Raw genomic sequence first — 25,481 nt, 5'->3', positions numbered from 1 at the left:
TCAATTTTATAAATTAGCGTTTAGGGGATATACGGTTTAAAAAGGAAATTAGACGCTTTTGCTTCCAGTTTTTGTAAGCCAGACACTATATGAGCACACTTCTTGAAAAGCACATTGTAGAATTACTCAAAGAGCGAAATGAAAAGGCCATTTCCCTTTTGTACGAAAACTATAGCGATACGCTATACGGGGTCGCCTACAAAGTAGTGCGAAATGAAGAACTTGCTCAAGATGTACTACAGGAAAGTTTTATTAAAATCTGGAAAAAATCGGACTCTTATGATGCTTCCAAGGCCAAACTTTTTACTTGGCTTTTTCGCATTACACGAAATACGGCAATCGATAAATTAAGAAGTGTCAACACAAAAAGTGATAAGGAAATCCAAATGGATGTTTCTGACGTATATAATTTAGGCGTTGAAGGCATTCGGCCGGAATTCATGGATGTTCAAGAAAATCTTGAAAAAATAGAGTCGAAGTATCAAATTGTACTCGAAGCACTTTTTTTTCAAGGAATGACCCAGCAAGAAGCCAGTGACGAGCTCGACATACCGTTAGGAACTATTAAATCACGATTAAAAATCGGTTTAAGGGAACTTAGAAAAATTTACGGTCCGACGATGATTTTAGCGCTCCTACTAAATCTTATGTAATGAAAGATAAAATAAAAGACTTTTTAGATTCTGATTTGCTTGAAAAGTACCTTTTGGACGACACGACTTCTGCGGAAGCCTTTCAAGTGGAACGATATATCGCCATGTATCCCGAAGTAAGGGAAACCTACGAAGAACTTCAAGAAAACTTGGAAGTGTACGCAAAATTGCACGCCCTTGCCCCACCAGAGGGGTTAAAAGAAACCATTCTTAAAAGAATCAAGTCACAGCGCCATAACAGTGGCCGAAAAAGATTCATTAAATACGCGATAGCGGCCAGTTTTACAGCATTCTTGTTTGCAGGGGCTTCCTACTTTTTCTGGAACCAAAATCAAAGCCTGCAAGAAGAGAATGTCATGGTGAACAATAAGATTAAAAGTTTAGAGGAGGATATGAGGGAGCAGCTGATGGATGTTAGAAATCAGTTCATTGTACTCAATAATCCACAGACCAAGAGAATTACCGTAAAAGGAAACAAAAAAGCTAAAGAACTAAAGGCGGTAACCTATGTAAATCCGGTTAAAAAACTTTCGTACATCAACGTTAGCAAATTACCGAACTTACCTAAAGACCAATGTTATCAGATGTGGGCAGAAGTCAATGGCGAAATGGTTAATCTTGGTATCATAAAAGAAGCCGGCAGTCAAGAAAAATTATTGGCACTACCCTATTCGAAAAATGCAATGGGCTATATCACTATTGAACCCGTAGGTGGCAATAGTACGCCCACTGTACAAAATATCGTGGCCAATATACCGTACTAAATCATCTCAAACAACAAATATTCTAAAGCCCTGATGTTATTATCAGGGCTTTATTTTTATTATCTTTGTACAAAATTTCCTTATGAAGTTGATATTATTGACAATTGGTCTTCTTGCTTTATCATTCGCAGGCATTGCAATAAAAATATGGGCTAAAAAAGATGGTAAATTTGCTGGTACATGTGCTAGCCAGAGTCCATTTTTAAACAAAGATGGTGAAGCTTGTGGCATGTGTGGCAAACTCCCAAGCGAACAAGATTGCATGAAGGACACCACATCAAAAATTGGATAACACCAAAAGCATGTCTTGACCTAAATCATTAACCCCATTTCTTTTGGATACAACCGAGAATCTTCAAGCTACTATTAACCAGGCCAAATCGGGGAGTCAAATTGCTTTCAGTAAACTATTGGATACTTTTTGGAATGTAGTATACGGGTTTCAACTGAAGCGAACCGAAAATGAAAATGATGCTGAAGATATTACTATTCAGACATTTTCAAAAGCATTTGATAAGCTTGATACCTTTGACACCTCTTATGAATTCAAAACGTGGTTGATTGCCATCTCGAAAAACGTGCATGTCGATTTGATTCGAAAGAGAAAACGGAACGTACTAGAATCAGGTGGAAGCAACGAGGCTATTAAAAAAGTGCTCGATGACGCACCATCTGTAGAAGACAGATTGATCATCGAACAAAATCTAGCCACGCTTCTTCAGCACATTAAAAATCTGAAACCACATTATCAAAAAGTCATTAACCTTAGATACTTTAACGAGTTAAGCTATGCTGCCATTGCACAAGAGCTGAACGAGCCGATAAACAACGTTAAAGTAAAGTTACTGAGAGCAAAAAAACTACTGGCGGAATCTATAAAAAAATAATGGGCTTACTGCTGAAATTCATTGTTCGTATATTTGTTCCAGCTATTTTATATAAAACATAATATGAGCATTGATACATTAGATCACGTTCAACCTCCGAAAGGAAAACCCAAATGGTTACGCGTAAAGCTTCCGACGGGTAAAAAATACACCCAACTCAGAGGGTTGGTAGAAAAATACGACTTGCATACCATCTGCACTTCGGGTAGTTGTCCCAATATGGGTGAATGCTGGGGAGAAGGTACCGCAACCTTTATGATACTAGGGAATGTCTGCACCCGTTCGTGCGGTTTCTGCGGCGTTCAAACCGGGAGACCTGACACCGTCGACTGGGCAGAGCCAGAGAAAGTTGCCCGCTCCATTAAAATCATGGGTATTTCCCATGCGGTAATTACCTCGGTCGACCGTGATGATCTAAAAGATATGGGGTCGATTATTTGGGCCGAAACGGTCAAGGCTATACGCCGCATGAACCCCGATACTACTTTAGAAACTTTAATTCCCGATTTTCAAGGTATCGAAAGACATCTTGACCGCATCATAGCAGTGGCTCCCGAAGTAGTTTCCCATAACATGGAAACGGTAAGACGTTTGACACGGGAAGTTCGTATACAAGCGAAATACGATAGGAGCTTAGGAGTTCTGAAATACCTACGGGACAACGGCATAAACCGCACAAAATCTGGCATTATGCTAGGCTTGGGTGAGCTTGAGGAAGAGGTTATCACGACCATGGAAGATTTAAGAAAGGCTAATGTGGATGTTGTTACCATCGGTCAATACCTACAGCCATCTAAGAAGCACTTGCCCGTGAAAGAATTTATTCTTCCCGAACAGTTCAAAAAATATGAAACTATAGGCCTTGAAATGGGTTTTAGGCATGTTGAAAGCGGTGCTCTGGTTCGGTCTTCGTACAAAGCCCATAAACATATCCACTAGGTATTTTTGTTAATTACTTCGGATTTATTTGCCGGGGTATCAAACAATATATCCATAATCAATTCGTCGCACCAATAGCAATGAGTTAAAATTTAGAATCTCCATTCCCCAATTCTTGCTCCAATGAAAAGAACAAATATAGGCATCAACGGCTTTGGAAGAATAGGAAGAACCCTCTTTAGACTTTTAGAAGACCAACCCCATTTAAAGGTTGTGGCCATCAACGATTTGGCGGACGCCAAGACATTATCACATTTATTGAAATACGATAGTATCCACGGAACCTTACAAAAAAATATCGGGCACACCGAAAATACTATAACCGTTGATAACACTTCTATTGCCCTGACCAATCAAAAAGCGCCTGAAAAAATAAAATGGTCAGACCATGACGTCGATATTGTAATCGAATGTACGGGAAAATTCAAAACTCAGGCTGACTTGCGGCACCATATAGAAAATGGGGCAAAGAAGGTGATTCTGTGCGTACCTCCCGCCGATGACAGTATAAAAATGATAGTTTATGGCATCAACGAAACTACGCTGACAAAAGACGATCATATTATTTCAAACGCCTCTTGTACCACCAACAATGCTGCACCTATGATCAAGGTGATCGATGATCTTTGCGGAATAGAACAAGCCTACATTACGACCATACATTCTTATACTTCCGACCAAAGCCTCCACGACCAACCTCACCACGATTTACGAAGGGCCAGGGCGGCATCTCTGTCCATCGTACCTACGACAACGGGGGCGGCCAAAGCGCTTACCAAGATATTCCCGCATCTCTCAGATGTTATAGGAGGATGTGGCATTCGCGTACCCGTACCCAATGGATCACTGACCGACATTACCTTTAACGTTAAACGCGAAACCAGTATTCAAGAAATAAATGATACATTTGATAAGGTTTCTCAAGGCGAGCTGAAGGGCATCCTTTTTTATACCGAAGACCCCATAGTATCTATCGACGTAAACAATACTTGTTACTCTTGTACGTTTGATTCTCTGATGACCTCTGTGATAGGCAGAATGGTCAAAATTATAGGATGGTACGATAATGAAATGGGATACAGCAGCAGAATTGTAGATCTCGTTAACTTAATAATCAAAAACAAATACGTTTGAGATTCTTTTTTCGACATATGAAATTGGTTTATACTGTCTTGATATTGGTATTTTCTACCATAACTCAAGACGTGCTGGCACAAGATACGTTGCCGGTGCAAGATAGTATTGTACAAACCAAGGTCGAATATTATTTTAATGAAGCAAGAACACTCAAAAACCAGAATAAGGTCGATTTGGCCCTGGAGGCCCTGAACAAGGCCGCGGAAGAAGCTGAAAAAACAGAGGATATTAAGTCCCTTATCGATTGTTATCACAAATTTGCCATTTTATACCTAAAATTAAATAAAGAGGAAACAACCCTACTTTATTGGGATCGGGCACAAGTGCTACTAAGCGAAGTCGAATATCCGTACGGAGATGCAGTTCATAAATATATTGAGGGCATTCTACTATTTAAAAACGGCAAGAACTTTCAAGCCATTTTTATGCTCAATGAAGCGAAACAATTGAATAATGATCGGAACTTTTTCAATAATCTTCTATTGGCCGAGGCAAATATCTATTTGAATCTCGAAAAGTATGACAATGCTTCCAAAAATTTTAATTCGCTGATTATCAATACCGATCTTTATGAAAAAGAATATTTAGCTACTAGGGCCAATCTTGGAATGTCGGAGTTGAATTATCTAACCGGTAAATACAAAGAAAGTGTAGCGAATGCAGAAGAAGCCTTAAAGCTTGCCCAGGCAAACAATTTCTCCAAGGAAATCTTAGAAGCTAACGAACAGTTAAGCAAATTATATGAAATTTTAGGCCGCTACTCCTTATCGCTTGGCAATACTAGAAATCTACTCGAGATAAAAGATTCGCTTTTTACCATTGAAAAAGTCAAAACCGAAGCCAAAACGGCAGAGAAGATTCAGTTCGAATTTATGAACGACGAGATCAAGCGGCAAGACCAAAAAATAGAGGAGCTTACAGCGTCACAGAACCGATCGGAAATTACGGCCATATTAACCTCGGCATTTTTGACCATCATCTCATTATTAGCGGTATCACTGTATAGAAACAACCAAATTAAGCTCAAAACAAATGACTTGCTACAGACCAAGAACAATGAGCTTCAATCGGCAAGGGATGCTGCCGTTAGTGCCATGGAAGCCAAAACCAACTTTCTTTCGACTGTAAGCCATGAACTCCGGACCCCCTTATACGCAGTAACAGGACTCACACATCTGTTGTTGGAAGAAAACCCGAGCGAGAACCAAAAAGAGCACTTGAAAGCATTAAAATTCTCTGGCGATTATCTTTTGAATTTTATCAATGACATTCTACACATAAATAAGATCGATGCGAACAAGCTTGAGCCTTTAAATATCGATTTCAATCTAAGAAAAGTACTGAACGAAGTTATTGACTCTTTAAAACAAAGTGCCAAAGAAAATAACTCCACAATTATTCTCGATTACGACAAGGATATTCCATCCCACTTAATGAGCGACCCCCTGAAATTATCTCAGGTATTTATGAATTTGGTGGGTAATGCCTTAAAATTTACTAAAAATGGCGAGGTCAAGGTAAAAGCCCGATTATTAAACAAAGTAGAGGATGATGTTACCCTTTATTTTGAGGTGTCAGATAATGGCATTGGCATTTCAAAAGACCAACAACAAAGTATTTTTGAAGGATTTGAACAAGGTTCGATTCAAATTAATAGGGAATATGGTGGTACCGGTCTCGGCCTTACCATTGTAAAAAGTCTGTTGGGATTGTTCGATAGCCAAATACAATTGGAAAGCGAACTTGGGAAAGGAAGCACCTTTTTCTTTGAACTTAAGGTAAAATCAAAAGATGGTATTTTTGATGATGTTCCCTTTGAGTCGACAGAGGCCGAATACAACTTTAGCGGCTTGCATTTGTTGATTGTTGAAGACAATAAAATCAATCAGGTCATCACTAAAAAAATGTTGTCGAAAAAAGACATTACCAGTGATATTGCCAGCAACGGAACCGATGCCATCGAGCTTACCAAGAAAAATAAATACGATGCGATTTTGATGGACATACATATGCCCGGAATAAGTGGTGAGGAAGCAACCATCGAAATCAGAAAGTTCGATACTCAAACACCCATAATAGCCCTTACGGCAATCTCTTTAGACGACAGTCTAGAAAGTTTCTATGCTGCCGGTTGTAATGATGTTGTAACGAAACCTTTTAAGCCCGAAGTGTTTTATCATAAAATAGGGGAAAACATTTTCGGCAAAAAAATCAACAATCTTTCTTCATAAGTTCTTCCAACAAAGCTTTTAAAGTGCTCCGGCCATCGTCAAAAAACATATGGGCCACTTGAATATAAAATAAATTTTCTACGCGGTTATTCAGTCGCATAAAATCCTTTTCGGTTGTAAGCACGACTTCCTTAGAATTCAAAGCAACAAGTTCTTTTGGCGTAAAAAAATGGTGATCGGCATAAGCCAAGTGTTCAAAAACCATTTTCTCTTTTTCTAAAAAAGATACCAATGGGGCAGGGTTGGCAATACCCGTTACCAATGTTATCTTCCGATTGTTTAACCCATGCAAAGAAACGTCTGCTTTAGAGCCCTTAAGGTTAGTGTCATAAACCAAATAACTGAATAAGACCCTTTGGCCTTCCATAGGGTTCAATTGGTCTGTAACGGCCTTCCTTTCATCAACAGACATTTCCGGGGGGCATTTGGTTACAACAATGACATCTGCTCTCTTGGCGGCTTTTTTGCTGTCACGCAGGTTTCCGGTAGGTAAATACCAATCTTCGGTATAGATAGTATCGTATGCCGTGAGCAAAATTGAAAAATCGGGTTTTACCTTGCGATGCTGAAAAGCATCGTCTAGCAGAATAAGATCTGGTTTTATTTTGTCCTCCAAAATAGAAATTCCGTTTCTTCTGTCGGCATCGACCGCCACCGTAATCTCCGGAAATTTGGTGTAAATCTGATAAGGCTCATCTCCCAAGTCTTCCACGGTAGATTTTGGCGAAGCCAAACCGAAACCCTTTGATTTTCGTCGATAGCCCCTACTTAACACCGCAATTTTATGTGTATCTTTCAAAGCAGAAATCAACAATTCTACCATGGGTGTTTTTCCGGTACCACCAACACTTAAGTTTCCAATACAGATAGTAGGGGTATCAAAAGTTTTCGATGACCATATTCCGACATCGTACAAATAATTGCGAACGTACACGACCAATGCATAAATCAATGAGATGGGAAACGCTATTTTTCTTAACAGTTGCACGGCAACGAAAATATAATATTTTATCTTTGTCGACCCTATAAAAGTTTCAAATGATTATTAAGGAGGTTACCCGAATACTGGAAGAATTGGCCCCCTTGGCCAATGCAGAGGACTTTGACAACGTGGGTTTGCTCGTTGGCAATGCAGATACTAAAGTTTCGGGCATACTGGTAACTCTAGACACGTTGGAATCGGTGGTCGATGAGGCAATAGCGAACGACTGCAATCTCATCGTAAGTTTTCATCCTATTATTTTTAGCGGATTAAAAAAACTAACGGGAGCATCCTACGTTGAACGAATAGTTATAAAGGCGATACGTCACAATATTGCAATTTATAGCATGCATACCGCCTTGGACAATTGTGCACAAGGTGTAAATGCAAAAATTTGCGAGGTTTTGGGCCTGGCAGATTGCAAAATCCTTATTCCTCAAAAAGGAAGCATTAAAAAGCTGACCACGTACGTACCCATTGGAGATGCACAAAAACTTAAAAATGCCTTATTTGAAGCTGGGGCAGGGAACATTGGCAATTACAGCCATTGTAGTTTTATTGTGGAAGGAACAGGAAGCTATCGTGCCGGTCAAGATGCCAACCCTACTAAGGGGAAAATTGGCGAAACACATCACGAAGAAGAGGTACAAATCAATATCACCTACACAAAATCTGTGGAGCCAACGGTTCTTCAAGCACTTTTTCAAAACCACCCCTATGAAGAGGTCGCCTATGAAATCGTTACACTAGAAAATACCGATCAAAATATTGGCATGGGTATGATCGGTGAACTACACCTACCCTTAGATCCGTTGGAATTTCTCGAATCTGTGAAAGAAAAGATGGGTGCACTGGGTATACGCCATTCTCAATTACTGGGTAAAAAGGTAAAAAAAATAGCCGTTCTAGGAGGCAGTGGCGCGTTTGCCATTTCGGCGGCTAAAGCAGCAGGAGCGGACGTTTTCATAACATCCGATATTAAATATCATCAATTCTATCAGGCCGAAAATAAAATGATAATTGCCGATATCGGGCATTATGAGACAGAGCAGTTTACAAAAAACCTTTTAGTTGACTATCTTACGAAAAAAATTCCTAATTTTGCAATCCGTTTATCGGAAAGTAAAACCAATCCAGTCAAGTATTTATAAGTAACATATGGCAAAAAAAGTAGAAGCAACGGTAGAAGACAAATTAAGGGCACTGTACGATTTGCAATTGATAGATTCCCGTGTCGACGAAATCCGAAATGTGCGGGGCGAGCTTCCGTTGGAAGTTGAAGATCTTGAAGATGATGTTTTAGGCCTTAAGACAAGGATGGATAAATTAAAGACCGATGTTGAAACCATCAATTTCGAAATTGGCGCAAAAAAGAATCTAATCGAAGAGGCCAAGGCCTTGATCAAGAAATATACCGAACAACAAAAGAATGTTCGTAACAGTCGAGAATTCAATTCTATCAGTAAAGAATTGGAGTTTCAAGAACTAGAGATTCAATTGGCCGACAAGAACATAAAAGAGTTCAAGGCTAAAATTGAGCAAAAGAAAGAAATTATTTCCGAGACCAAAGAGCGTCTTTCTGAAAGAGAGGGACATCTCAAGCACAAGAAAAGTGAATTGAACGCTATTTTGGAAGAAACAGAAAAAGAGGAAAAGGCGTTATTAGACCAGTCACACAAGTTTCAAGAGCAAATCGAGGAGCGATTGGTAAAGGCTTATGCCCGTATCCGTAGCAATGTCAAGAATGGTTTAGCGGTAGTTCCGATTGAAAGAGGTGCTTCCGGTGGTTCGTTCTTCACTATTCCGCCCCAAGTTCAGGTTGAAATCGCATCACGTAAAAAAATCATCACCGATGAACACAGTGGACGGATATTAGTTGACCCCGTTCTGGCCGAAGAAGAGCAAGAAAAAATGGCTAAGATGTTTGCCAAACTATAGTTAAACCTAGTACAGAAAAGTAAAGCCACCTAAACGGGTGGCTTTTTTTTGTTATATTATAGAGTAACTCTGTTATAACCAAAAATGAAATTATCCAAATACATTTTAATACTTTTCTGTACCTATGGCTTTTCACTAAATGCACAAGGATTGAACGGGTACAAATGGAAAAAAAGAGTATTGCTCTTTTTTGATCGATCAAATGAAACACAAGCATTGATTTCACAATTGAATCGATTCACCAGCTTAAAGGCGAAATGCAGCGAGCGAGATCTAACACTACTTATTCTAACAAATAGGGCCGTGTTTTTTGATGATGCAACCGAAGTTAATGAGCTCGATACTAATATCATCCGTACCGAACTCGATATTCCCGAAAATTTTAAGGGCGTGGTTTTAGTCGGTAAGGATGGCGGTAAAAAATTCCAGGAAAAGTTTGAAGTGAACCCCCAGACTATCTTTGATTTAATTGACAGCATGCCGATGCGACGAGCAGAAATGCGAAATAAATAGGACTAAAGCAAACTCAAAATACGCTCCTCAACCTCAACGCTATCCCATTTTTCTTCAATATTGGGCATTTTCATCACCTGTTGCATAATTTCTTCCTGAGCGTCACCTTCCGCCAAGGCCTCGGCATAAGAACGGTCGGAAAACGTGACACGTGAATAAGCCGGTATCCATTTATCTGGATGCCTTTGAGCAAAGCTCTTCTCAATTTTCTTCTGCAATAAAAATTTAGGATCAGCAGTTTTACTACTCATTTCAACAAAGTTCCGATAACTTAATTCAGCAATGGCATCGGCATTGGGTTTGCGTTGCTCTTGGTAGCATTGAAAAATAGTCGCCCAATCATCATCATATTTTTCCATCAAGAGATCCAACTCATAAATATCTTCAAAACCCGCATTCATGCCCTGACCATAAAAGGGAACTACGGCATGGGCCGAATCGCCCACAAGAGCTACTTTGTCCCAGTACGTCCACGGATAGCACTTCATCGTCACCATGGCACTGGTAGGGTTCGTGAAGAAATCTTCAGTCAGATTATCGATATCATGCATCACATTGGGAAAATAAGTACTGAAAAACGCCTTGGCTTCCTCTGTTGTGGTAATTTTCTCAAAAGACACCTCCCCTTCGAAGGGCATGAACAAAGTACAGGTAAAACTACCGTCTAAATTGGGCATGGCAATAAACATAAACTTCCCCCTAGGCCAAATGTGAAATGAATTCTTGTCCAATTTATGGGAACCATCCTCATTCGGGGTGATGGTCAGTTCTTTATAACCCACATCGATAAAGTCTTGCGAATAATCGAAGCGGCTTCTTCTTTGCATCTTGTGGCGCACTCGTGAAAAGGCTCCATCACAGCCAAAGATAATATCGTATTTATATTCTTTCCACTTTCCCTTTTCTGTATTTCCCGTAAATAACTTAGCTTCCGGAAGATCGACATCCCAAACTTTTTCCTCGAATTTGAATTGGACACCGGCATCCTCTGCCAAATCGATCATCGTGCGGTTCAAAACACCTCGCGGAATCGACCATATCGCCTCTCCGGCCTTACCGTACTTCTGAAAATACAGGGGCTTGCCAATAACATGCATGGCCCTTTTATCTAACGGAATCGCTATCTCTTTCACTTTTTCCTCAATACCGATTGCCGCCAAAGTTTTCCAACCCCGATTGCTCATGGCCAGATTTATGGATCTACCTGAAAACTCAATATTACGAATATCGGGTCTTCGATCGAAGACCGTTATGATGTGCCCCTTTCTTCTTAAGAATATTGCCAGTAACGAACCCACTAGTCCAGAACCAACTATTGCGATTTTTTTTGGCGTTTTTGTCATATGCTGTAAAACGGAATTCTAAAGACTGCCGTACCTTGGTTTGGGGCAGAAAGAGGGTTACTCGGTAAAAATAGTAAAATTGTTAATGTTATTTTAACAAAAGCAAAAAGTCCGTGTGTATTTTTAAATCGTATATCTAATATCCCGCTTAGGCGTCCATATATATCAAAAGTCCTTCACACATGATGTGCGAAGGACTTTTCTTTTTCAACTTCATATAAAATTGGCTGAAAGTTTTTGGTATATGGTGCTCTTTTTAGGCACTCACCAACTTATATACTCATTCTAAACGACTATTCTAAAATACCGTCTACAATACCGTATGCTACAGATTCTTCCGCACCCATCCAATAATCGCGATTAAAATCTTTCATTACCTTTTCAAAAGGTTGACCGCAATTCTCCGCTAATATTTTGGCACCTAGTTCTTTGGTCTTGATGATTTCTTTTGCCTGAATTTCGATGTTTGAAGCTTGTCCGCTGGCACCACCACTAGGTTGATGAATCATGACCCTTGCGTTGGGTTGAATAAACCGTCGACCTTTTTTTCCTACGGATAACAGAATCGAACCCATAGAAGCCGCGAGACCGGAACAAACGGTAGAAACCGGACTTTTTATTTGTTTTATCGTATCATAGATGGCAAAACCAGAGGTTACATACCCTCCAGGGCTATTGATAATCAACTGTATTTCTTTGTTGTTTTGCAAATCAAGGTACAATAAACGATCGATGACATGTTTGGCCGAATCATCGTCTACCTGGCCCCATAAAAACACCTTTCGCTCGTCCAACAACTTCTCTTGAATCGCTTCCTGTACTTTTCCTTTTTTAGAACTCATTGTTTATTTTTTTTCCATCTCAAAACTAATCATTTTCTGGCAAAATACTATTCGAATAAATGCACGGATTTTAAAAATGGAATACTGAATTCGGTTATCTTTGAATAAAACCGACAAAATGAAGAAGTTTCTATTCTTAGCTATACTAATCATAGGCAGTGCCTCGAGCTTCGTAAGCCTTGATAAAGTTATTAAAACACCCCAAAAACCTACAATTTTAGAAAAAGTGGCCAATGCCAATGGTTTTCAAAATTGGAAGAACGTCAAGGAACTTAAATTCACTTTTAATGTAGACCGTGACACGTCACATTTTGAACGCACTTGGATCTGGAAGCCAAAAACCAATGACATCACCTCAATAGCCCAAGGAAAAACATTGAACTACAACTGGTCGAATATGGACAGTACCGCCTACAAGGCCAATGCAGGTTTCATCAATGACAAATACTGGCTGTTGACCCCATTTCAATTGATATGGGACAGTAAGAACATCACCTATGAGCATATTTCAAAAGCAGATGCTCCGATGAGCAAACAGCATATGCAAAAATTGACGATTACCTATGGTAACAAAGGCGGCTATACTCCTGGTGATGCCTACGATTTCTATTTTGGCGATGATTTTATCATCAAAGAATGGGTCTATCGCAAATCGAATCAAGCAGAACCTTCAATGATAACCACTTGGGAAGACTACGTGGACAAGGGTGGATTAAAAATTGCCCAGACCCATAAAAAAGGAGACGGTAGTTTTAAACTATATTTTACGGATATTGAGGTGAAAACAAATTAACTTTTTTGTCTACCCAAAAAATAGGTGGCCATTAAAATAACGATGGCACAGCCCAAAAGAACTACAAAACTCAGTTTTAAGGATGAGGAATCGGCCAAAAAACCTAAAATAGGCGGTGCCGCCAAAAACCCGGCATAGCCAGTACCGGCAATAAAAGATACTCCCTGTGAAGAATCGATGCCCTTTACCGTACCCCCAATTCTAAAAAGTTCAGGAATAATCACCGAAAAGCCAAGACCTACCAGGCCAAAGCCGAGAATGGCAAAATATGTACTTCCTGAAAGTACGCTGACGTAACCTAAAACTGCAATGGCCGCACCCAAGGCCACTATTTTAATAGATCCGATTTTTTTACTGATACCATCACCAAGAAACCGACCTAAGGTCATGGTTATCGAAAATGCTAAAAACCCAGTGCCCCAAAGTGCCTCGGGGGCCAAACTGATTTCCTTTAAATAGAGCCCGCTCCAATCAACAATAGCCCCTTCTCCTCCCATAACCACAAATGATACAATTCCTATAACCAATAAGGGTTTGAACAGTTTTATGCTAAAAGGTTCTTTTTCGACCGGTGCCGCGATAATGTGTATGTAGTTCTTGCGCAATATTAAATTTACGATCAGCACTATAAAAACAACAATACCCATATGAAGTATCGGGCTACCGAGAAATACGATTAAAAAGCTCCCCAATCCCGCCAAGACACCTCCCAAACTAAAAAAACCATGGGCTGCAGACATAAAATTCTGCTTGTCTTCCTTTTCCAATTCGGTGACAAGGGTATTCATTGAAATGTCGGTGAATCCATTTGCTGCACCCAACATAAAAAGTGCTACCATTAGGGTGTAATAGCTTGGCGCTATCAGCGGTAAAAGTGCCGCAAGGCTGCTTAAAATCACGCCGTACCAAGTGGCTTTACCTACCCCGATTTTATTGATAATCTTTGCTGCGACGGGAAACACTGTAAATACTCCCAATGACAGAAAAAAAATGGCAATCCCCAATTGTGATTTATCGATTTCAAGCCGTTCTTTGACAATCGGGATATAAATAGCCCATGTACCGAACCAAATGTTCAAACTGGCAAATACCCATGCAGGAGCCAAATAACGAGGGTTCGATAAGATCAGTTGAAGTGATTTCATTTAAAATGGAAAAAATATAAGTTGACACTTAATTGTGGTAACGTTAAACCGAACCGATTTCTAAAATACCTTGTTTCAAAATCTGTCCGAATCGGAACATATCTTCATAAGAGCAGTAAAAAGGTGCCGGGGCCAATCGAATCACATTAGGTTCGCGCCAGTCGATAATCACACCTTCTTTCATCAGGTAATCGAAAAGGGCTTTACCGCCACCGTGCAAAAGTACCGACAATTGACAACCCCTTTCCGACGGCGTGATAATTTCAAAAGTCGTATCGACTTCTGCATCGATTTCATGTAGAATAAATTCCAGATAGGCTACGATACGTATTCTTTTCTCGATCAGGGCTTCCATACCTACTTCTTCGAACAACTGCAAAGCCGCCAGATAAGGTGCCAAAGACAAAACAGGCGGATTGCTCACTTGCCAAGCATCGGCATTGGCCATGGGTTCGAATTCCGGTTTCATCAAAAAACGGGTTTCTTTTTTCGTTCCCCACCAACCTTCAAACCGTGGAATATCCTTTTTGTTCAAATGGCGTTCATGAACAAATATACCGGAGGCGTTGCCCGGACCACTGTTCATATATTTATAACTGCACCATGCGGCAAAATCAACATCCCAATCGTGCAATTTCAGTTCAATATTTCCGGCGGCATGGGCAAGATCCCATCCTACAAAAGCACCGACCGATCTACCTTCTTTCGTAATTTTTTCCATATCGAAGACTTGACCACTATAATAGTTGACCCCTCCGATCAAAACCAGCGCCAATGCATCGCCGACTTCCTCAATTTTATCAACGATATCTTCGGTACGCCAAAAGTGCTCGCCCTCCCGTTTTTTAACCTCTACTATGGCAACATCAGGATCTAGACCATGAAATCGCACTTGGCTTTGCAGCATATACTGATCGGAAGGAAAAGCCTTCTCTTCACATATAATCTTAAATCGCTTTGCGGTCGGTCGATAAAAGGAGGTCATCAAAAAATGTAGATTGACCGTCAATGTATTCATTACCGTAACTTCATCGATATGGGCACCGACCACTTTTGCCAAAGGGCCAGCCAATCGCTCATGATAATCCCACCAAGGTTTATCGGAATGAAAATGTCCCTCTACCGCCAAATCGGCCCAATCGGTCAGAATTTCATCTACATATTGGCGGGCGATTTTGGGCTGCAGCCCTAGCGAGTTACCAGTAAAATAAATGACATCTTTACCTTCTATTTTTGGAAAATGGAATGCGTCCCGATATTTTCTAAGTTTGTCTTCTGCATCAAGTTGTCGCGCAAAGGCCAAGGTATTCTCAAATTGCATGGCGTAGTTTTTCTCAAAAATACAACATCGCCAAAGATTTAAATACGGCACATTTTAAAAACCACTTAGATCTAAGGGTAATTCTTTATTTTTGAAAAAAATTCTATAATGCATTTCCTCTCCCCATCCATAGAAGATTATATCAGGGACCATTCTGAAGAAGAACCACAACTTCTGCGCGAGTTGACCCGCGAAACACATTTAAAAGTAATACAACCCCGCATGATTACGGGCCATTATCAGGGAAGGGTATTGAGTATGCTCGCAAAAATCATCAACCCCAAATACATTTTGGAAATCGGTACATATACCGGTTACTCTGCACTCTGTTTGGCCGAGGGACTTCAACCAGCTGGGGAACTGCATACCATCGACATCAACGAAGAACTCAACGACATGCAACGCCGCTATTTTGACAGCAGTGGTCTTGGCAAACAGATAATTCAACATACTGGCAACGCATTGGATATCATACCTCATCTGGAAACGGTATTCGACCTCGTTTTTATCGACGCAGAGAAAACCGACTACCCCAATTACTATGAGGCAGTTCTAAAAAAAACAAGACCGGGCAGTGTTATTCTGTCTGACAATGTACTGTGGTCGGGTAAAGTTGTCGAACCTTTGAATTCAAAAGATCGCGCCACCAAAACTTTATTGGAATACAACAAAAACCTTCAAGAAGACCCAAGGGTAGAAACTGTATTATTACCCATTAGGGATGGCTTAACCCTAAGTAGGGTGCGATAAGCCGTACATAAAGACCATAGAAAAGAAAAGCGGAAAGCACTCCGACACTAGCCCCGACCAAAATATCTACCGGGTAATGCACCCCGACATAAATGCGGCTCGAAGCAAATAGCAAAGGCCATATATAAAAGGCCCAGCTCCACGTAAAACGCTTTCTTAAAAATAGAACCATTAAAGTAGTAATGGAAAAAGAGCTAGCCGCGTGGCCCGAGAAAAAACTATAGCTGGTCGGACTCTTTAGAATACGGATCAAGGTATTTATTTCTTCGTTGTTATTGGGTCGTAAACGGGCCACATAGCCTTTAGTAACGTCCGTAGCGAACGTAATAAAAAAGACAAGGGCTACCACGGTCAAGGTTACATAAATCGCTTCCTTTTTAGGGTATTTGAGAAAAATAATGACAAAAAAGAAAACAAAAAGAGGAATCCAAGAAGAGATATTGGTTACAGTCGACCAAAAAAGGTCATAGTCTTCAATCCCGAGGTTGTTCAAATAAATAAAGGCATCCCGGTCCCATTGAAGAATTTTCTCTAGCATAGGATATTAACCGCGCTTTATCGTACCACTGACGTCATCAACTTTCTTCTTCACCTGATCGACACCAGCTTTGAAATCTTTACCGATACTCGATGTAATATTATCTTTAACATCATCGATATCTTTTTTGATATCCTTTACGAAACTAGTATCGATACCTTGCTTATCGGCACTCTTCTGAATTTCTTGTTTAATATCTTCGGTAGCGTCTTTCAGTTGTCGCATACCTTTCCCCAATCCCTTGGCAATACCAGGAATTTTATCGGCCCCGAATACCATGACCACTATGAACATGATAAAGAATATTTCGGCCCCACTAATGAATAAAACGTGCATCAAATACATAGACACAAATATAAACAAGTTTACATAAGTAGACCCGTCAAGTTGTTAAAACATGACAGGTCTAAATACCTAGCAAAAGATTAAGAACTATTTTCCTTTGATATTGCCCTTGAATTTATCAAAATCGGATTTCTCCTCTTTCTTGGGCCAAGAATTATTAGTGGTATCGATATCGGCAGTTTCAGCCTTGGGATCCACTACAATACCTGTTAATTCGTTTTGCGATGACAAGACCACTTTGACCTCGGCATCATTTTTTCTCCATATTTCAGGAGGATATGTTATGTTTTTACGTGAACCGTCGGCATAGGAATATTCTACGATCAATGGCATCGGAATACCGCCCGGCTTTTCAAATGTAACTTCGTAAAAATATTTAGGCTCCTTTACTTTCGCCCGCTCATCGGCCGTCATATTATCCATCATAAACTCTTTCAATGGCTGCGAGGTTTCGGTGGGCGATTTCCCTTTCATATTAGGGTCAAAATCTTCACTCTCTTCATCGATCAAATAAACCAGCGGCAATAGGTCTTTCTCCGTTAAATTACGGGCGGCCATATACTCTCGCATTTGTTTGTTCGGTTTATCGGACACATAGTATTTCTTAAGCCCTTTGACACCGATATCGACATAATCGGTCGTGTAGAACCAACCTCTCCAATACCAGTCAAGATCTACGGCAGAGGCATCTTCCATGGTGCGGAAAAAATCCTCGGGCGTCGGGTGCTTGAACATCCAGCGATGTGAATAGGTTTTAAAAGCATGGTCGAAAAGCTCCCTTCCCATTACCGTTTCCCGTAAGATATTCAAAGCTGTTGCCGGTTTGCCATAGGCATTCGGACCCAATTGGTAAACGTTTTCAGGGTTTGACATAATCGGTGCAATCGTAGATTGGTCACCACTCATATAGGGAACAATTTTTGAAGGATCTCCCCTTCGCGAAGGGTATTTATCATTGGGCGCGATAGCTTCGGGATATTTCTCCCCAAATTCTTGCTCGGCCATATACTGCATAAACGTATCAAGACCTTCATCCATCCAACCCCATTGACGTTCATCGGAATTCACGATCATCGGGAAGAAATTATGCCCAACTTCGTGAATAATCACACTGATCATACCATACTTCACTTGATCGGAATACGTACCATCTTCATTCGGTCTTCCGTAGTTCCAACAGATCATAGGATATTCCATACCTTGATTCTTCGCATGTACCGAAATCGCTTTCGGATAAGGATAATCAAAAGTGTGCGACGAGTACGACTTTAAAGTGTGTGCAACGGCCTTCGTAGAATATTCTTCCCATAATGGGTTTCCTTCTTTCGGATATAACGATACCGCCATCACATCTTTATTACCGACCTTTACGGCCTGCATATCCCAAATAAACTTTCGGGAAGTAGCAAAACCATAATCACGTACATTCTCTGCTTTGAATTTCCACGTTTTTTTCTTTTCGGAAAAACTTTTTTCCGCAGCTTCGGCCTCTGCCTGGGTTACGATAAGTACTGGCTTATCATATGATTTTTTCGCCATTTCATAGCGTCTCATCATTTCTTTTGAAAAGACATCCTTTCTATTTTGAAGGGTTCCCGTAGCATCTAAAATATGATCCGCTGGCACGGTAATATTGACTTCATAATCGCCAAAAGGAAGTGCAAACTCGCCACTGCCCCAAAATTGATGGTTCTGCCATCCTTCCACATCACTATAGACCGCCATTCTTGGAAAGAACTGCGCTATAACATAGGCGCGATTACCATCTTTAGGAAAAGACTCATATCCCGATCTGGCCCGATTAACAGTGTGTTCCGGTATATTGTACCACCACTTCAAAGAAAATGACAGCTTCTCTTTACTCTTCAAAGGCTCTGGAATATCGATACGCATCATGGTCTGGTTGATGGTATAGGGTAAAGCTTTGCCCGAATTATCTTTTACATATTCAATAACAAAACCACCGTCGAAAGGTTCTGTAAAATATTTTTTTGCAAAATTCCCGAGTTGTTCGGCCATGGGTACTGCATCGCCGTCACGTAAAGGGGACTTTGAGTCTTTCGCCCGTACGTTTTGATCTAACTGCAACCATAAAAACTCCAGGTCATCAGGCGAGTTGTTGGTATAGGTTATGGTACCTTCCCCATAAATTTTTGCATTTTTATCGTCAAGCTCGATATCCATTTTATAATCGGCCTGCTGTTGGTAATAATTGGGGCCTGGGGCACCCGATGCGGAACGATAGGTATTTGGAGTAGAAAATTCTTCGTACAGTTGTTTAAATTTGTTCTGATTGTAATGACCGGGTTCCCGCTCCGGGGCCTTTTCATTCTGGGCGGTTACAACGGCCGCAAATAAGAATAATAGCGAAGCTATACAGTATTTGACTTGATACATATGCAATAGTTAGTTTTTAATCGCGGAAAATTAAAGTTTTTTAAGGAATTTGTTAATAATTGTTACAAGTTTAACATTCCTTTATTATTCGCTTTGATGAGTACAAAGCTTGTTTTCTTCCCTTTTATTTTAAAATGCACCAGATTTTTCTGTTCATCGAAAAGATCCATCAAAACTTCATTGGTAAGTTCAATTGTCTTGATGTTCGGAAAATCGATATTCGTGATTTCGAGGTAGCAAATCATAATATCATCTTCATATTCCTTGCCCAGAAAATCAAACGCTTTGGCTTCGCCATTTATCGATACTACGAACTTCGTTCTTAAATATTTTTCAATATATTCATCGGTCAGTTTCGATTCGTTATCGGAGTTTAGCTTGGCATCGAACCCATAGCGCTCTTGTAATAAATCTTTAAAATCATCAATAAATATGCGGGTGGTTATTTGTAGGGCATCGTCAGTTTCAGAATACCCGATATTGGTAACGCTGATATAAAATTTGTGGGCAACGTTAAAGGCTATTAGCGGAAGTACCAGCAACAATATGCCTTTCTTCAAGAAGTTCTTTAATCCTTTTTTCATTATTCAAAAATAAGCAATCCTTGTACCAAAAAGAATCTTTTCCTACAGGGGCCATTGGAATTATTTGATTATCAAATAATTGGACTTTATTTACCATATTAACAGTCTACCCCTTTTTTTGCTTTGGTTTCGCGCATCAAACTGGGTACCTAAATCATAACACTTTAATACTCAGTACAAATTCCCAATCCAGAGCGGCTCCCCGCTTTTTGAAAAAGAGGGGAATGAATTGCGGACAAGCCGTTTTTGGCGCTGACCGCAAGAAAGGGGAGTTAGATTTCAAACAATTCCAAAAAACCTAACCCTCCGCCCTGACTCAAACGTCAGGACACCTCCCTTTGCAAAAGGGAGGAGCTTCTTAATATTCCAATTACTTGCAAAATGTCAAATCCACAGCGGCTCCCCGCTTTTGAAAAAGAGGGGAATGAATTGCGGGCAAGCCGTTTTTGGCGCAGACCGCAAGAAAGGGGAGTTAGATTTAAAATAATTCCAAAAACTTAACCCTCCGCCCTGACCCAAACGTCAGGACACCTCCCTTTGCAAAAGGGAGGAGCTTCTTTCTATTCAAATTTCTTGCAAAATATCAAATCCGGAGCGGCTCCCCGCTTTTGAAAAAGAGGGGAATGAATTGCGGGCAAGCCGCTTTTGGCGCAGACCGCAAGAAAGGGGAGTTAGATTTCAAACAATTCCAAAAAACCTAACCCTCCGCCCTGACCCAAACGTCAGGACACCTCCCTTTGCAAATGGGAGGAGCTTCTTACTATTCCAATTACTTGTAAAATATCAAATCCAGAGCGGCTCCCCACTTTTGTAAAAGAGGGGAATGAATTGCGGGCAAGCCGCTTTAGGCGCAGACCGCAAGAAAGGGGAGTTAGAACTAAAAAATAATTCCAAAAACCTAACCCTCCGCCCTGACCCAAACGTCAGGACACCTCCCTTTGCAAAAGGGAGGAGCTTCTTACTATTCCAATTACTTGCAAAATGTCAAATCCAGAGCGGCTCCCCGCTTTTGAAAAAGAGGGGAATGAATTGCGGGCAAGCCGCTTTTGGCGCAGACCGCAAGAAAGGGGAGTTAGATTTCAAACAATTCCAAAAAACCTAACCCTCCGCCCTGACCAAAATGTCAGGACACCTCCCTTTGCAAAAGGGAGGAGCTTCTTATTATTCAAAATTGTGATAAAATGAACAAGGTGAAAAGGGGAATGAATTGCGGGCAAGCCACTTTTGGCGCAGACCGCAAGAAAGGGGAGTTAGAAAATCATTCCAGCTCATTATTCTCGCGGTAAATCGCACTCTTCTTCCCCATGTATTCCAAAATCTTGATCTGGTCACGGGAATCAACAATCCGCTGAAAAACAGTGTCCACTTCACAGAAATACATAAAATCGGAAATTTTGGCCTCGGGTATTTTAAGTTCCGCAGTAAAAAGTGAATCGGAATAAAATTCCCGCACACGTTGGGTGCGTTCATACTTTTGGTCGCGTTTTACACGGGTTTTTAACATTTTCGTTCGCCCTGAAATACCATTGATAATCGGAAACAACGGAATAATTCCCCCTCCGGTGGTCGCTTCGTGCAGTTTTCGTTCCGATTGCGAAATCACTCTTACACCGGCATTGGGCAGATCTAAAGTGGAGCCTGACACGATAGGCCCAGGTTCCATTCTTTTTAGGTCGGCCGCCATATCTCCCGTAAGATTATAGGGCATAACAATAACCTCGTCTAATTCGGTCATCGCCTCTTCCAAAGGCACTTGTAGAAATTTGGAATTGAGAATTTCGGAGGTTACCACAATACTTCTCCGCTTATACTGCACCGCGGAGAAAACCAGCGTGTCGCTTAGGTGGGCCGTTATGGAGAAGAAACCGTTAATATCGGTGATCGCCGCTTTTTTAGAAGTCGTATTCAGCACGTGGGTGGCCGCCACATCACCATCTTTACTATAAACGCGACCTTCCAATTGGTTTGTGAAAAGCGTCTGCGCTTCCACTTTCGGGGCAAAAACTACAAAAACTACAAAAAGCACCTTGGTGCCTAGTTGAAAAGCTATCGATCGCTTCCGTATGCTTTTGATATCATGCAAATTGGGTACTTTTTTATTGCGATAACCGTACTATTCCGTATGCATCCGCAGCACTACATATCACGACCCTGTCAACCCCCCGGGCGATACTAGTTCTTTTCCTTCAACTGCTCGCGGTAAAGCTTGCTCTGGGTCACCAAAAAATCGATCAATTCGAATTCGTTTTCTTTGGTCAACAGCGTGCGCGCCGGCATTTGATGATCACAGTAGAATAGAAACGAATTGATTTGGTCTTGCGGCAGCTTTAGGTCGACAACAAAAAATTCATCATCATATACCTGTCGCAGTACCTCGCTCATTTTTAATTTAGGCTTGGTGTCTTCTTCGCCCTTATTAGACTTCATCAGCGCCTTAAAAATATTCACGAAGTTTATACCATCTTTCATACCCCTTTCGGCTTGTGAAAGGGCAATATTCTCGACTTCCGTAGAACGATCGATCTCGTATTCGAATTCTTTCAACTCTTCGTTTTTTACCTGTAAAAAGCGTTCTTGCTGTTCTGGGGTCACCACCACTTCGTCAAGTTCGGTCACTTTTTCATTGACCTCGACTACCAAACGGTTCTTTTTCAGAATCTCCTCGGTAATACGAACCACTTGCAAACTGTAGTTCAAGGCCGTAAAAGCAAGCTCATCGCCCACTTTTACATTGATGGCAAATTGCCCCTTTTCGTTGGTTATCGTGGCATTTTCGGTATTGATATTGATTACGTTCTCGTTGGGTACGCTCACATCGCGATAGAGTACCGTACCGCGAAGTAACCGCCGCTCATCATCTTGGGCATTAACGGTAACAATAGCAAAAAAAGCAAAGGTGATCAGTAATAATTTTTTCATCGGGGTCTCTTTTGAGGTGCTATCTTTATTTTGTCGGAAAAACTGTAAAAAATTACGGCCCCATTCCTCTATTTCAATACACCGCTGGTCAGTTATTTTAACGTTTGTATGCCAATTTACGGGAATTCTTCCGTTCTAAATCACAAAGTCCATGGCATCATGATTAGCATCCTTTTCTAGTGCATAAAGAAAATACAACTTGTTCTTTAAAAAAAGCGGAGGCCAATAAACTTTTGTTAATTTGTTAAAAAGGAGGCCCCTCCGCAACTCCCTACTACACCACAAAAATCTTGAAAAACACACAAAAATACACCCCGAAATGGGTGTAGGGAAAGATCGTGACCCCTCCCCCGTCATTTCAGCGGAGATTATCGGCACTTTAACCCCCGTTTTGGTATTTTAACTTATAAAATTAGGGAAGTGCATAGATAGTTTTATTTTTGTTTAGTACATTTTTTTGCCTGTTTTAAAAACCAGCAACCGCCTTGCAACGGCTATTTTAGTACGGCCGAAGACGATTCGCAGCAAAACGGGACAAGAAAATTTACGCCACGAGAACACAATGCCCAGACCCGACTCGGCATCAAATGAACAATTTAGACACAGCACGAAAACCTATTGTATGAGAACATTAGTATTGCCCCTGCTCTTTGTACTCTTTGTTTCCCAGCCTTTGATGGCCCAGATCAAGATCGGTGACAATCCACAAAACCTCGATCCCGCTTCGGTATTGGAACTTGAAAGTACCGAGCGCGTTTTGGTCATTACCCGCATCGATTCGCTGCAGATGAACGCGATCGTACCCCAACGTGGGGCCTTGGTGTACAACACCGATGCCAATTGCGTACATTATTTTGATGGTACCGCATGGCGTAGTCTTTGTGAAACTAGCGAAAATGGGATCACGGCCGAGCCTATTGTCAACGAGACCGCTACGATCGTTATCACCCCCAATGAGGGAAATTTTAATGTAGAAGTAGCGCCCAGCAGCATTTCTACCGAACACATTGCCGACGGAAGCGTCAACGGTGTCGATATACAGAACAGTTCTATTGGCTCGGGTAAATTGGCCAATACCTCGGTAACACGGAATAAACTTTCGGAAAATGCCGTGGGGCCGGATCAACTCGCCACTACTGAAATCGACCTCGCCCTTTTTGAAAACGGTACGGGCTTTATTCGTGACGACGAGGTGGTCAGTGGGGCCGCGGGCAATGTAATTACAAATAACGGGGGTGCATATTATGATGACAGTACATTGCAAGCAGCTATTGCGAATAATACCGCGACCATAGCGGCCGATGGGGACACGAATCCGGCCAACGAATTACAGATTTTAGAGATTACGGGAGATCAGCTTACCATTTCGGGAAGAAATACCATCACGCTGCCGACCGCAGATGGCTCCGATACGAATATCAATGCCGGCGCCAATATTGTCATAGGCGGAAATGGTACAACCGGCAACCCTTATGTCATTAGTGCCGATGACGAAGTCGATGGCAGTATTACCAACGAAATTCAAACCTTAAGTTCTCCTGATTTATCGGTAACCATTACCCCAACCGGACCAGACGGTACCGATTATTTACTTACTGTACCCCCAACATCTGGGGCAGATGGCTCTGAAACGATTATTGATGCCACTTTGTCAACGATAACCGTAACGGGTTCGGGTACTACTATTGACCCTTATATTCTTAGCGGTGGTGGTGGTGGAACCACAGAACTGGCCGATCAGGCAACGATTATGGGCGATGGACAGGTCGGTACTGAATTTCAAGTGGCCAATGAAGGCATTACCACAACGCAGATTGCCGATGGTACGATTACCACCGATGATATTTTAAACGAAACTATCTTGGAAACCGATTTGGCAAATGCATCGGTAAGCCCCATAAAAGTACAGCCTTCGGCAACCTTTGTAACCGACCAAATGTTAATTACAGATACTGCCGGTGCGGTAGCATGGGCTCCTGTTCCTACGGGAGGTGGTACACCGGATGCCGCCGATGTCAATTTTGCATCCTATATATCGCTTACTTCTCCCGATGTTCAAGGGGCCGTGCAACAACTAAAAGATGAGGTAGACGGTATTGTTGTATCTGGAGGAGGAAACCCGACTGACGAACTTCAAGATTTGCAATTAGCAACCACCATTCTATCCCTTACAAACCCAGCGACTACAGGAAACGAAATAGATTTTGACCTCATCTTTGCGACGGATGCCGAATTATTGGCGGCAACTGACGGTTCTGAGACCCTTATAGATGCAACAAATTCCACTGTGGGAGTTGCCGGAACTGGAACAACATTAGACCCTTACGTGCTAACCAGTATTGATACTTCCGATGGATCGGAAACAATTATTGACGCCACCAATTCAACTGTTGGGGTTACCGGCACGGGAACAACTTTAGATCCGTACATTTTGACCGCAACGGCGGCAGACGGATCGGA

24 protein-coding genes are annotated in these 25,481 nt (G+C 41.3%); 13 read left to right on the top strand and 11 right to left on the bottom strand.

What is annotated here, in order from left to right:
- Positions 1-89: 89 nt before the first annotated feature.
- The 7 genes from BLS33_RS21780 (at position 90) to BLS33_RS21750 (ending at position 6,611) form a co-directional block, all read left to right on the top strand.
- Complete coding sequence (locus tag BLS33_RS21780) at positions 90-653, top strand: RNA polymerase sigma factor (RefSeq protein WP_089894948.1); 564 nt, start codon at positions 90-92, stop codon at positions 651-653.
- Positions 653-1,417 (top strand): anti-sigma factor, encoded by a 765-nt coding sequence (locus BLS33_RS21775; protein ID WP_089894947.1) that lies wholly within the window; start codon positions 653-655, stop codon positions 1,415-1,417. Before BLS33_RS21780 ends, BLS33_RS21775 begins: the two co-directional genes overlap by 1 nt.
- Positions 1,418-1,499: 82 nt before the next feature.
- Entirely contained in the window at positions 1,500-1,709 is a 210-nt protein-coding gene (locus BLS33_RS21770) for a membrane or secreted protein (RefSeq protein WP_089894945.1), read from the top strand.
- A gap of 43 nt (positions 1,710-1,752) precedes the next feature.
- A complete protein-coding gene (locus BLS33_RS21765) occupies positions 1,753-2,304 on the top strand; it encodes an RNA polymerase sigma factor (protein ID WP_089894943.1) in 552 nt (183 codons plus the stop codon).
- 63 nt (positions 2,305-2,367) lie between these two features.
- Positions 2,368-3,243 (top strand): lipoyl synthase, encoded by an 876-nt coding sequence (lipA, locus tag BLS33_RS21760; RefSeq protein WP_089894941.1) that lies wholly within the window; start codon positions 2,368-2,370, stop codon positions 3,241-3,243.
- A gap of 123 nt (positions 3,244-3,366) precedes the next feature.
- On the top strand, positions 3,367-4,377 hold the full coding sequence (gap, locus tag BLS33_RS21755) for a type I glyceraldehyde-3-phosphate dehydrogenase (protein WP_089894939.1): 1,011 nt from the start codon (positions 3,367-3,369) through the stop codon (positions 4,375-4,377).
- On the top strand, positions 4,374-6,611 hold the full coding sequence (locus BLS33_RS21750) for a tetratricopeptide repeat-containing hybrid sensor histidine kinase/response regulator (RefSeq protein WP_245731594.1): 2,238 nt from the start codon (positions 4,374-4,376) through the stop codon (positions 6,609-6,611). The genes gap and BLS33_RS21750 overlap by 4 nt, the downstream gene beginning before the upstream one ends.
- Here BLS33_RS21750 and lpxK read toward each other — a convergent pair.
- Positions 6,592-7,599: a tetraacyldisaccharide 4'-kinase gene (gene lpxK, locus BLS33_RS21745; protein WP_089894934.1), complete on the bottom strand. Its 1,008-nt coding sequence runs from the start codon at positions 7,597-7,599 to the stop codon at positions 6,592-6,594. The two genes, BLS33_RS21750 and lpxK, sit on opposite strands and share 20 nt — an antisense overlap.
- Positions 7,600-7,649: 50 nt before the next feature.
- Here lpxK and BLS33_RS21740 point away from each other — a divergent pair, with 50 nt between their 5' ends.
- From BLS33_RS21740 to BLS33_RS21730, 3 genes are all read left to right on the top strand, one after another.
- Positions 7,650-8,744 (top strand): Nif3-like dinuclear metal center hexameric protein, encoded by a 1,095-nt coding sequence (locus tag BLS33_RS21740; protein WP_089894931.1) that lies wholly within the window; start codon positions 7,650-7,652, stop codon positions 8,742-8,744.
- Positions 8,745-8,751: 7 nt separating this feature from the next.
- Positions 8,752-9,531 carry a zinc ribbon domain-containing protein gene (locus BLS33_RS21735; RefSeq protein ID WP_089894929.1) on the top strand — a complete coding sequence of 260 codons (780 nt, stop codon included), beginning with the start codon at positions 8,752-8,754 and terminating at the stop codon, positions 9,529-9,531.
- An 84-nt stretch (positions 9,532-9,615) separates the two neighbouring features.
- The gene (locus BLS33_RS21730) at positions 9,616-10,044 is read left to right on the top strand and encodes a DUF4174 domain-containing protein (RefSeq protein WP_089894927.1); all 429 of its coding nucleotides are present in this window, start codon (positions 9,616-9,618) and stop codon (positions 10,042-10,044) included.
- A 2-nt stretch (positions 10,045-10,046) separates the two neighbouring features.
- Here the strand turns inward: BLS33_RS21730 and BLS33_RS21725 are convergent, their stop codons facing one another.
- A complete protein-coding gene (locus BLS33_RS21725; protein ID WP_089894925.1) occupies positions 10,047-11,387 on the bottom strand; it encodes an FAD-dependent oxidoreductase in 1,341 nt (446 codons plus the stop codon).
- A gap of 293 nt (positions 11,388-11,680) precedes the next feature.
- Positions 11,681-12,229 (bottom strand): ClpP family protease, encoded by a 549-nt coding sequence (locus BLS33_RS21720; RefSeq protein ID WP_089894923.1) that lies wholly within the window; start codon positions 12,227-12,229, stop codon positions 11,681-11,683.
- A gap of 118 nt (positions 12,230-12,347) precedes the next feature.
- Between BLS33_RS21720 and BLS33_RS21715 the strand changes: the two genes are divergently transcribed.
- On the top strand, positions 12,348-13,022 hold the full coding sequence (locus BLS33_RS21715; protein WP_089895095.1) for a hypothetical protein: 675 nt from the start codon (positions 12,348-12,350) through the stop codon (positions 13,020-13,022).
- On the opposite strand, the gene BLS33_RS21710 is transcribed toward BLS33_RS21715, so the two are convergent.
- Positions 13,019-14,167, bottom strand: coding sequence for an MFS transporter (locus BLS33_RS21710; protein ID WP_089894921.1), 1,149 nt, complete (start codon positions 14,165-14,167; stop codon positions 13,019-13,021). The two genes, BLS33_RS21715 and BLS33_RS21710, sit on opposite strands and share 4 nt — an antisense overlap.
- Before the next feature lie 43 nt (positions 14,168-14,210).
- Positions 14,211-15,488: a kynureninase gene (kynU, locus tag BLS33_RS21705; protein WP_089894919.1), complete on the bottom strand. Its 1,278-nt coding sequence runs from the start codon at positions 15,486-15,488 to the stop codon at positions 14,211-14,213.
- Between the two features lie 108 nt (positions 15,489-15,596).
- Here kynU and BLS33_RS21700 point away from each other — a divergent pair, with 108 nt between their 5' ends.
- On the top strand, positions 15,597-16,238 hold the full coding sequence (locus BLS33_RS21700) for an O-methyltransferase (protein WP_089894917.1): 642 nt from the start codon (positions 15,597-15,599) through the stop codon (positions 16,236-16,238).
- Here BLS33_RS21700 and BLS33_RS21695 read toward each other — a convergent pair.
- The 6 genes from BLS33_RS21695 to BLS33_RS21665 all read right to left on the bottom strand — a co-directional run bounded on the left by BLS33_RS21695 (position 16,204) and on the right by BLS33_RS21665 (position 23,021).
- Positions 16,204-16,776, bottom strand: a complete 573-nt coding sequence (locus tag BLS33_RS21695) for a phosphatase PAP2 family protein (RefSeq protein WP_089894915.1) — start codon at positions 16,774-16,776, stop codon at positions 16,204-16,206. The genes BLS33_RS21700 and BLS33_RS21695 overlap by 35 nt on opposite strands.
- A 6-nt stretch (positions 16,777-16,782) precedes the next feature.
- Positions 16,783-17,112 carry a Sec-independent protein translocase subunit TatA/TatB gene (locus tag BLS33_RS21690; RefSeq protein WP_089895093.1) on the bottom strand — a complete coding sequence of 110 codons (330 nt, stop codon included), beginning with the start codon at positions 17,110-17,112 and terminating at the stop codon, positions 16,783-16,785.
- A gap of 96 nt (positions 17,113-17,208) precedes the next feature.
- A complete protein-coding gene (locus tag BLS33_RS21685) occupies positions 17,209-19,518 on the bottom strand; it encodes a M1 family metallopeptidase (protein WP_089894913.1) in 2,310 nt (769 codons plus the stop codon).
- A 62-nt stretch (positions 19,519-19,580) separates the two neighbouring features.
- Positions 19,581-20,102, bottom strand: coding sequence for a DUF6702 family protein (locus BLS33_RS21680; RefSeq protein ID WP_089894911.1), 522 nt, complete (start codon positions 20,100-20,102; stop codon positions 19,581-19,583).
- Positions 20,103-21,360: 1,258 nt separating this feature from the next.
- A complete protein-coding gene (locus BLS33_RS21670) occupies positions 21,361-22,185 on the bottom strand; it encodes a carboxypeptidase-like regulatory domain-containing protein (protein WP_245731591.1) in 825 nt (274 codons plus the stop codon).
- Between the two features lie 89 nt (positions 22,186-22,274).
- On the bottom strand, positions 22,275-23,021 hold the full coding sequence (locus BLS33_RS21665; RefSeq protein ID WP_089894905.1) for a hypothetical protein: 747 nt from the start codon (positions 23,019-23,021) through the stop codon (positions 22,275-22,277).
- 622 nt (positions 23,022-23,643) lie between these two features.
- On the opposite strand from BLS33_RS21665, the gene BLS33_RS21660 reads away from it, so the two are divergent.
- The coding region (locus BLS33_RS21660) for a hypothetical protein (RefSeq protein ID WP_143017668.1) at positions 23,644-25,481 on the top strand (1,838 nt) is incomplete at its 3' end.

The organism is Kriegella aquimaris (assembly GCF_900103215.1).
GTDB classification, from domain to species: domain Bacteria; phylum Bacteroidota; class Bacteroidia; order Flavobacteriales; family Flavobacteriaceae; genus Kriegella; species Kriegella aquimaris.
This window is presented reverse-complemented; position numbering and strand designations above follow the sequence as displayed.

Bases quoted from the DNA above. Each gene is read 5' to 3' on its own strand.
- BLS33_RS21780 (WP_089894948.1), top strand. From the start codon at position 90: ATGAGCACACTTCTTGAAAAGCACATTGTAGAATTACTCAAAGAGCGA.
- BLS33_RS21775 (WP_089894947.1), top strand. From the start codon at position 653: ATGAAAGATAAAATAAAAGACTTTTTAGATTCTGATTTGCTTGAAAAG.
- BLS33_RS21770 (WP_089894945.1), top strand. From the start codon at position 1,500: ATGAAGTTGATATTATTGACAATTGGTCTTCTTGCTTTATCATTCGCA.
- lipA (WP_089894941.1), top strand. From the start codon at position 2,368: ATGAGCATTGATACATTAGATCACGTTCAACCTCCGAAAGGAAAACCC.
- gap (WP_089894939.1), top strand. From the start codon at position 3,367: ATGAAAAGAACAAATATAGGCATCAACGGCTTTGGAAGAATAGGAAGA.
- BLS33_RS21740 (WP_089894931.1), top strand. From the start codon at position 7,650: ATGATTATTAAGGAGGTTACCCGAATACTGGAAGAATTGGCCCCCTTG.
- BLS33_RS21735 (WP_089894929.1), top strand. From the start codon at position 8,752: ATGGCAAAAAAAGTAGAAGCAACGGTAGAAGACAAATTAAGGGCACTG.
- BLS33_RS21730 (WP_089894927.1), top strand. From the start codon at position 9,616: ATGAAATTATCCAAATACATTTTAATACTTTTCTGTACCTATGGCTTT.
- BLS33_RS21725 (WP_089894925.1), bottom strand. From the start codon at position 11,387: ATGACAAAAACGCCAAAAAAAATCGCAATAGTTGGTTCTGGACTAGTG.
- BLS33_RS21720 (WP_089894923.1), bottom strand. From the start codon at position 12,229: ATGAGTTCTAAAAAAGGAAAAGTACAGGAAGCGATTCAAGAGAAGTTG.
- BLS33_RS21715 (WP_089895095.1), top strand. From the start codon at position 12,348: ATGAAGAAGTTTCTATTCTTAGCTATACTAATCATAGGCAGTGCCTCG.
- BLS33_RS21710 (WP_089894921.1), bottom strand. From the start codon at position 14,167: ATGAAATCACTTCAACTGATCTTATCGAACCCTCGTTATTTGGCTCCT.
- kynU (WP_089894919.1), bottom strand. From the start codon at position 15,488: ATGCAATTTGAGAATACCTTGGCCTTTGCGCGACAACTTGATGCAGAA.
- BLS33_RS21700 (WP_089894917.1), top strand. From the start codon at position 15,597: ATGCATTTCCTCTCCCCATCCATAGAAGATTATATCAGGGACCATTCT.
- BLS33_RS21695 (WP_089894915.1), bottom strand. From the start codon at position 16,776: ATGCTAGAGAAAATTCTTCAATGGGACCGGGATGCCTTTATTTATTTG.
- BLS33_RS21690 (WP_089895093.1), bottom strand. From the start codon at position 17,112: ATGCACGTTTTATTCATTAGTGGGGCCGAAATATTCTTTATCATGTTC.
- BLS33_RS21685 (WP_089894913.1), bottom strand. From the start codon at position 19,518: ATGTATCAAGTCAAATACTGTATAGCTTCGCTATTATTCTTATTTGCG.
- BLS33_RS21680 (WP_089894911.1), bottom strand. From the start codon at position 20,102: ATGAAAAAAGGATTAAAGAACTTCTTGAAGAAAGGCATATTGTTGCTG.
- BLS33_RS21665 (WP_089894905.1), bottom strand. From the start codon at position 23,021: ATGAAAAAATTATTACTGATCACCTTTGCTTTTTTTGCTATTGTTACC.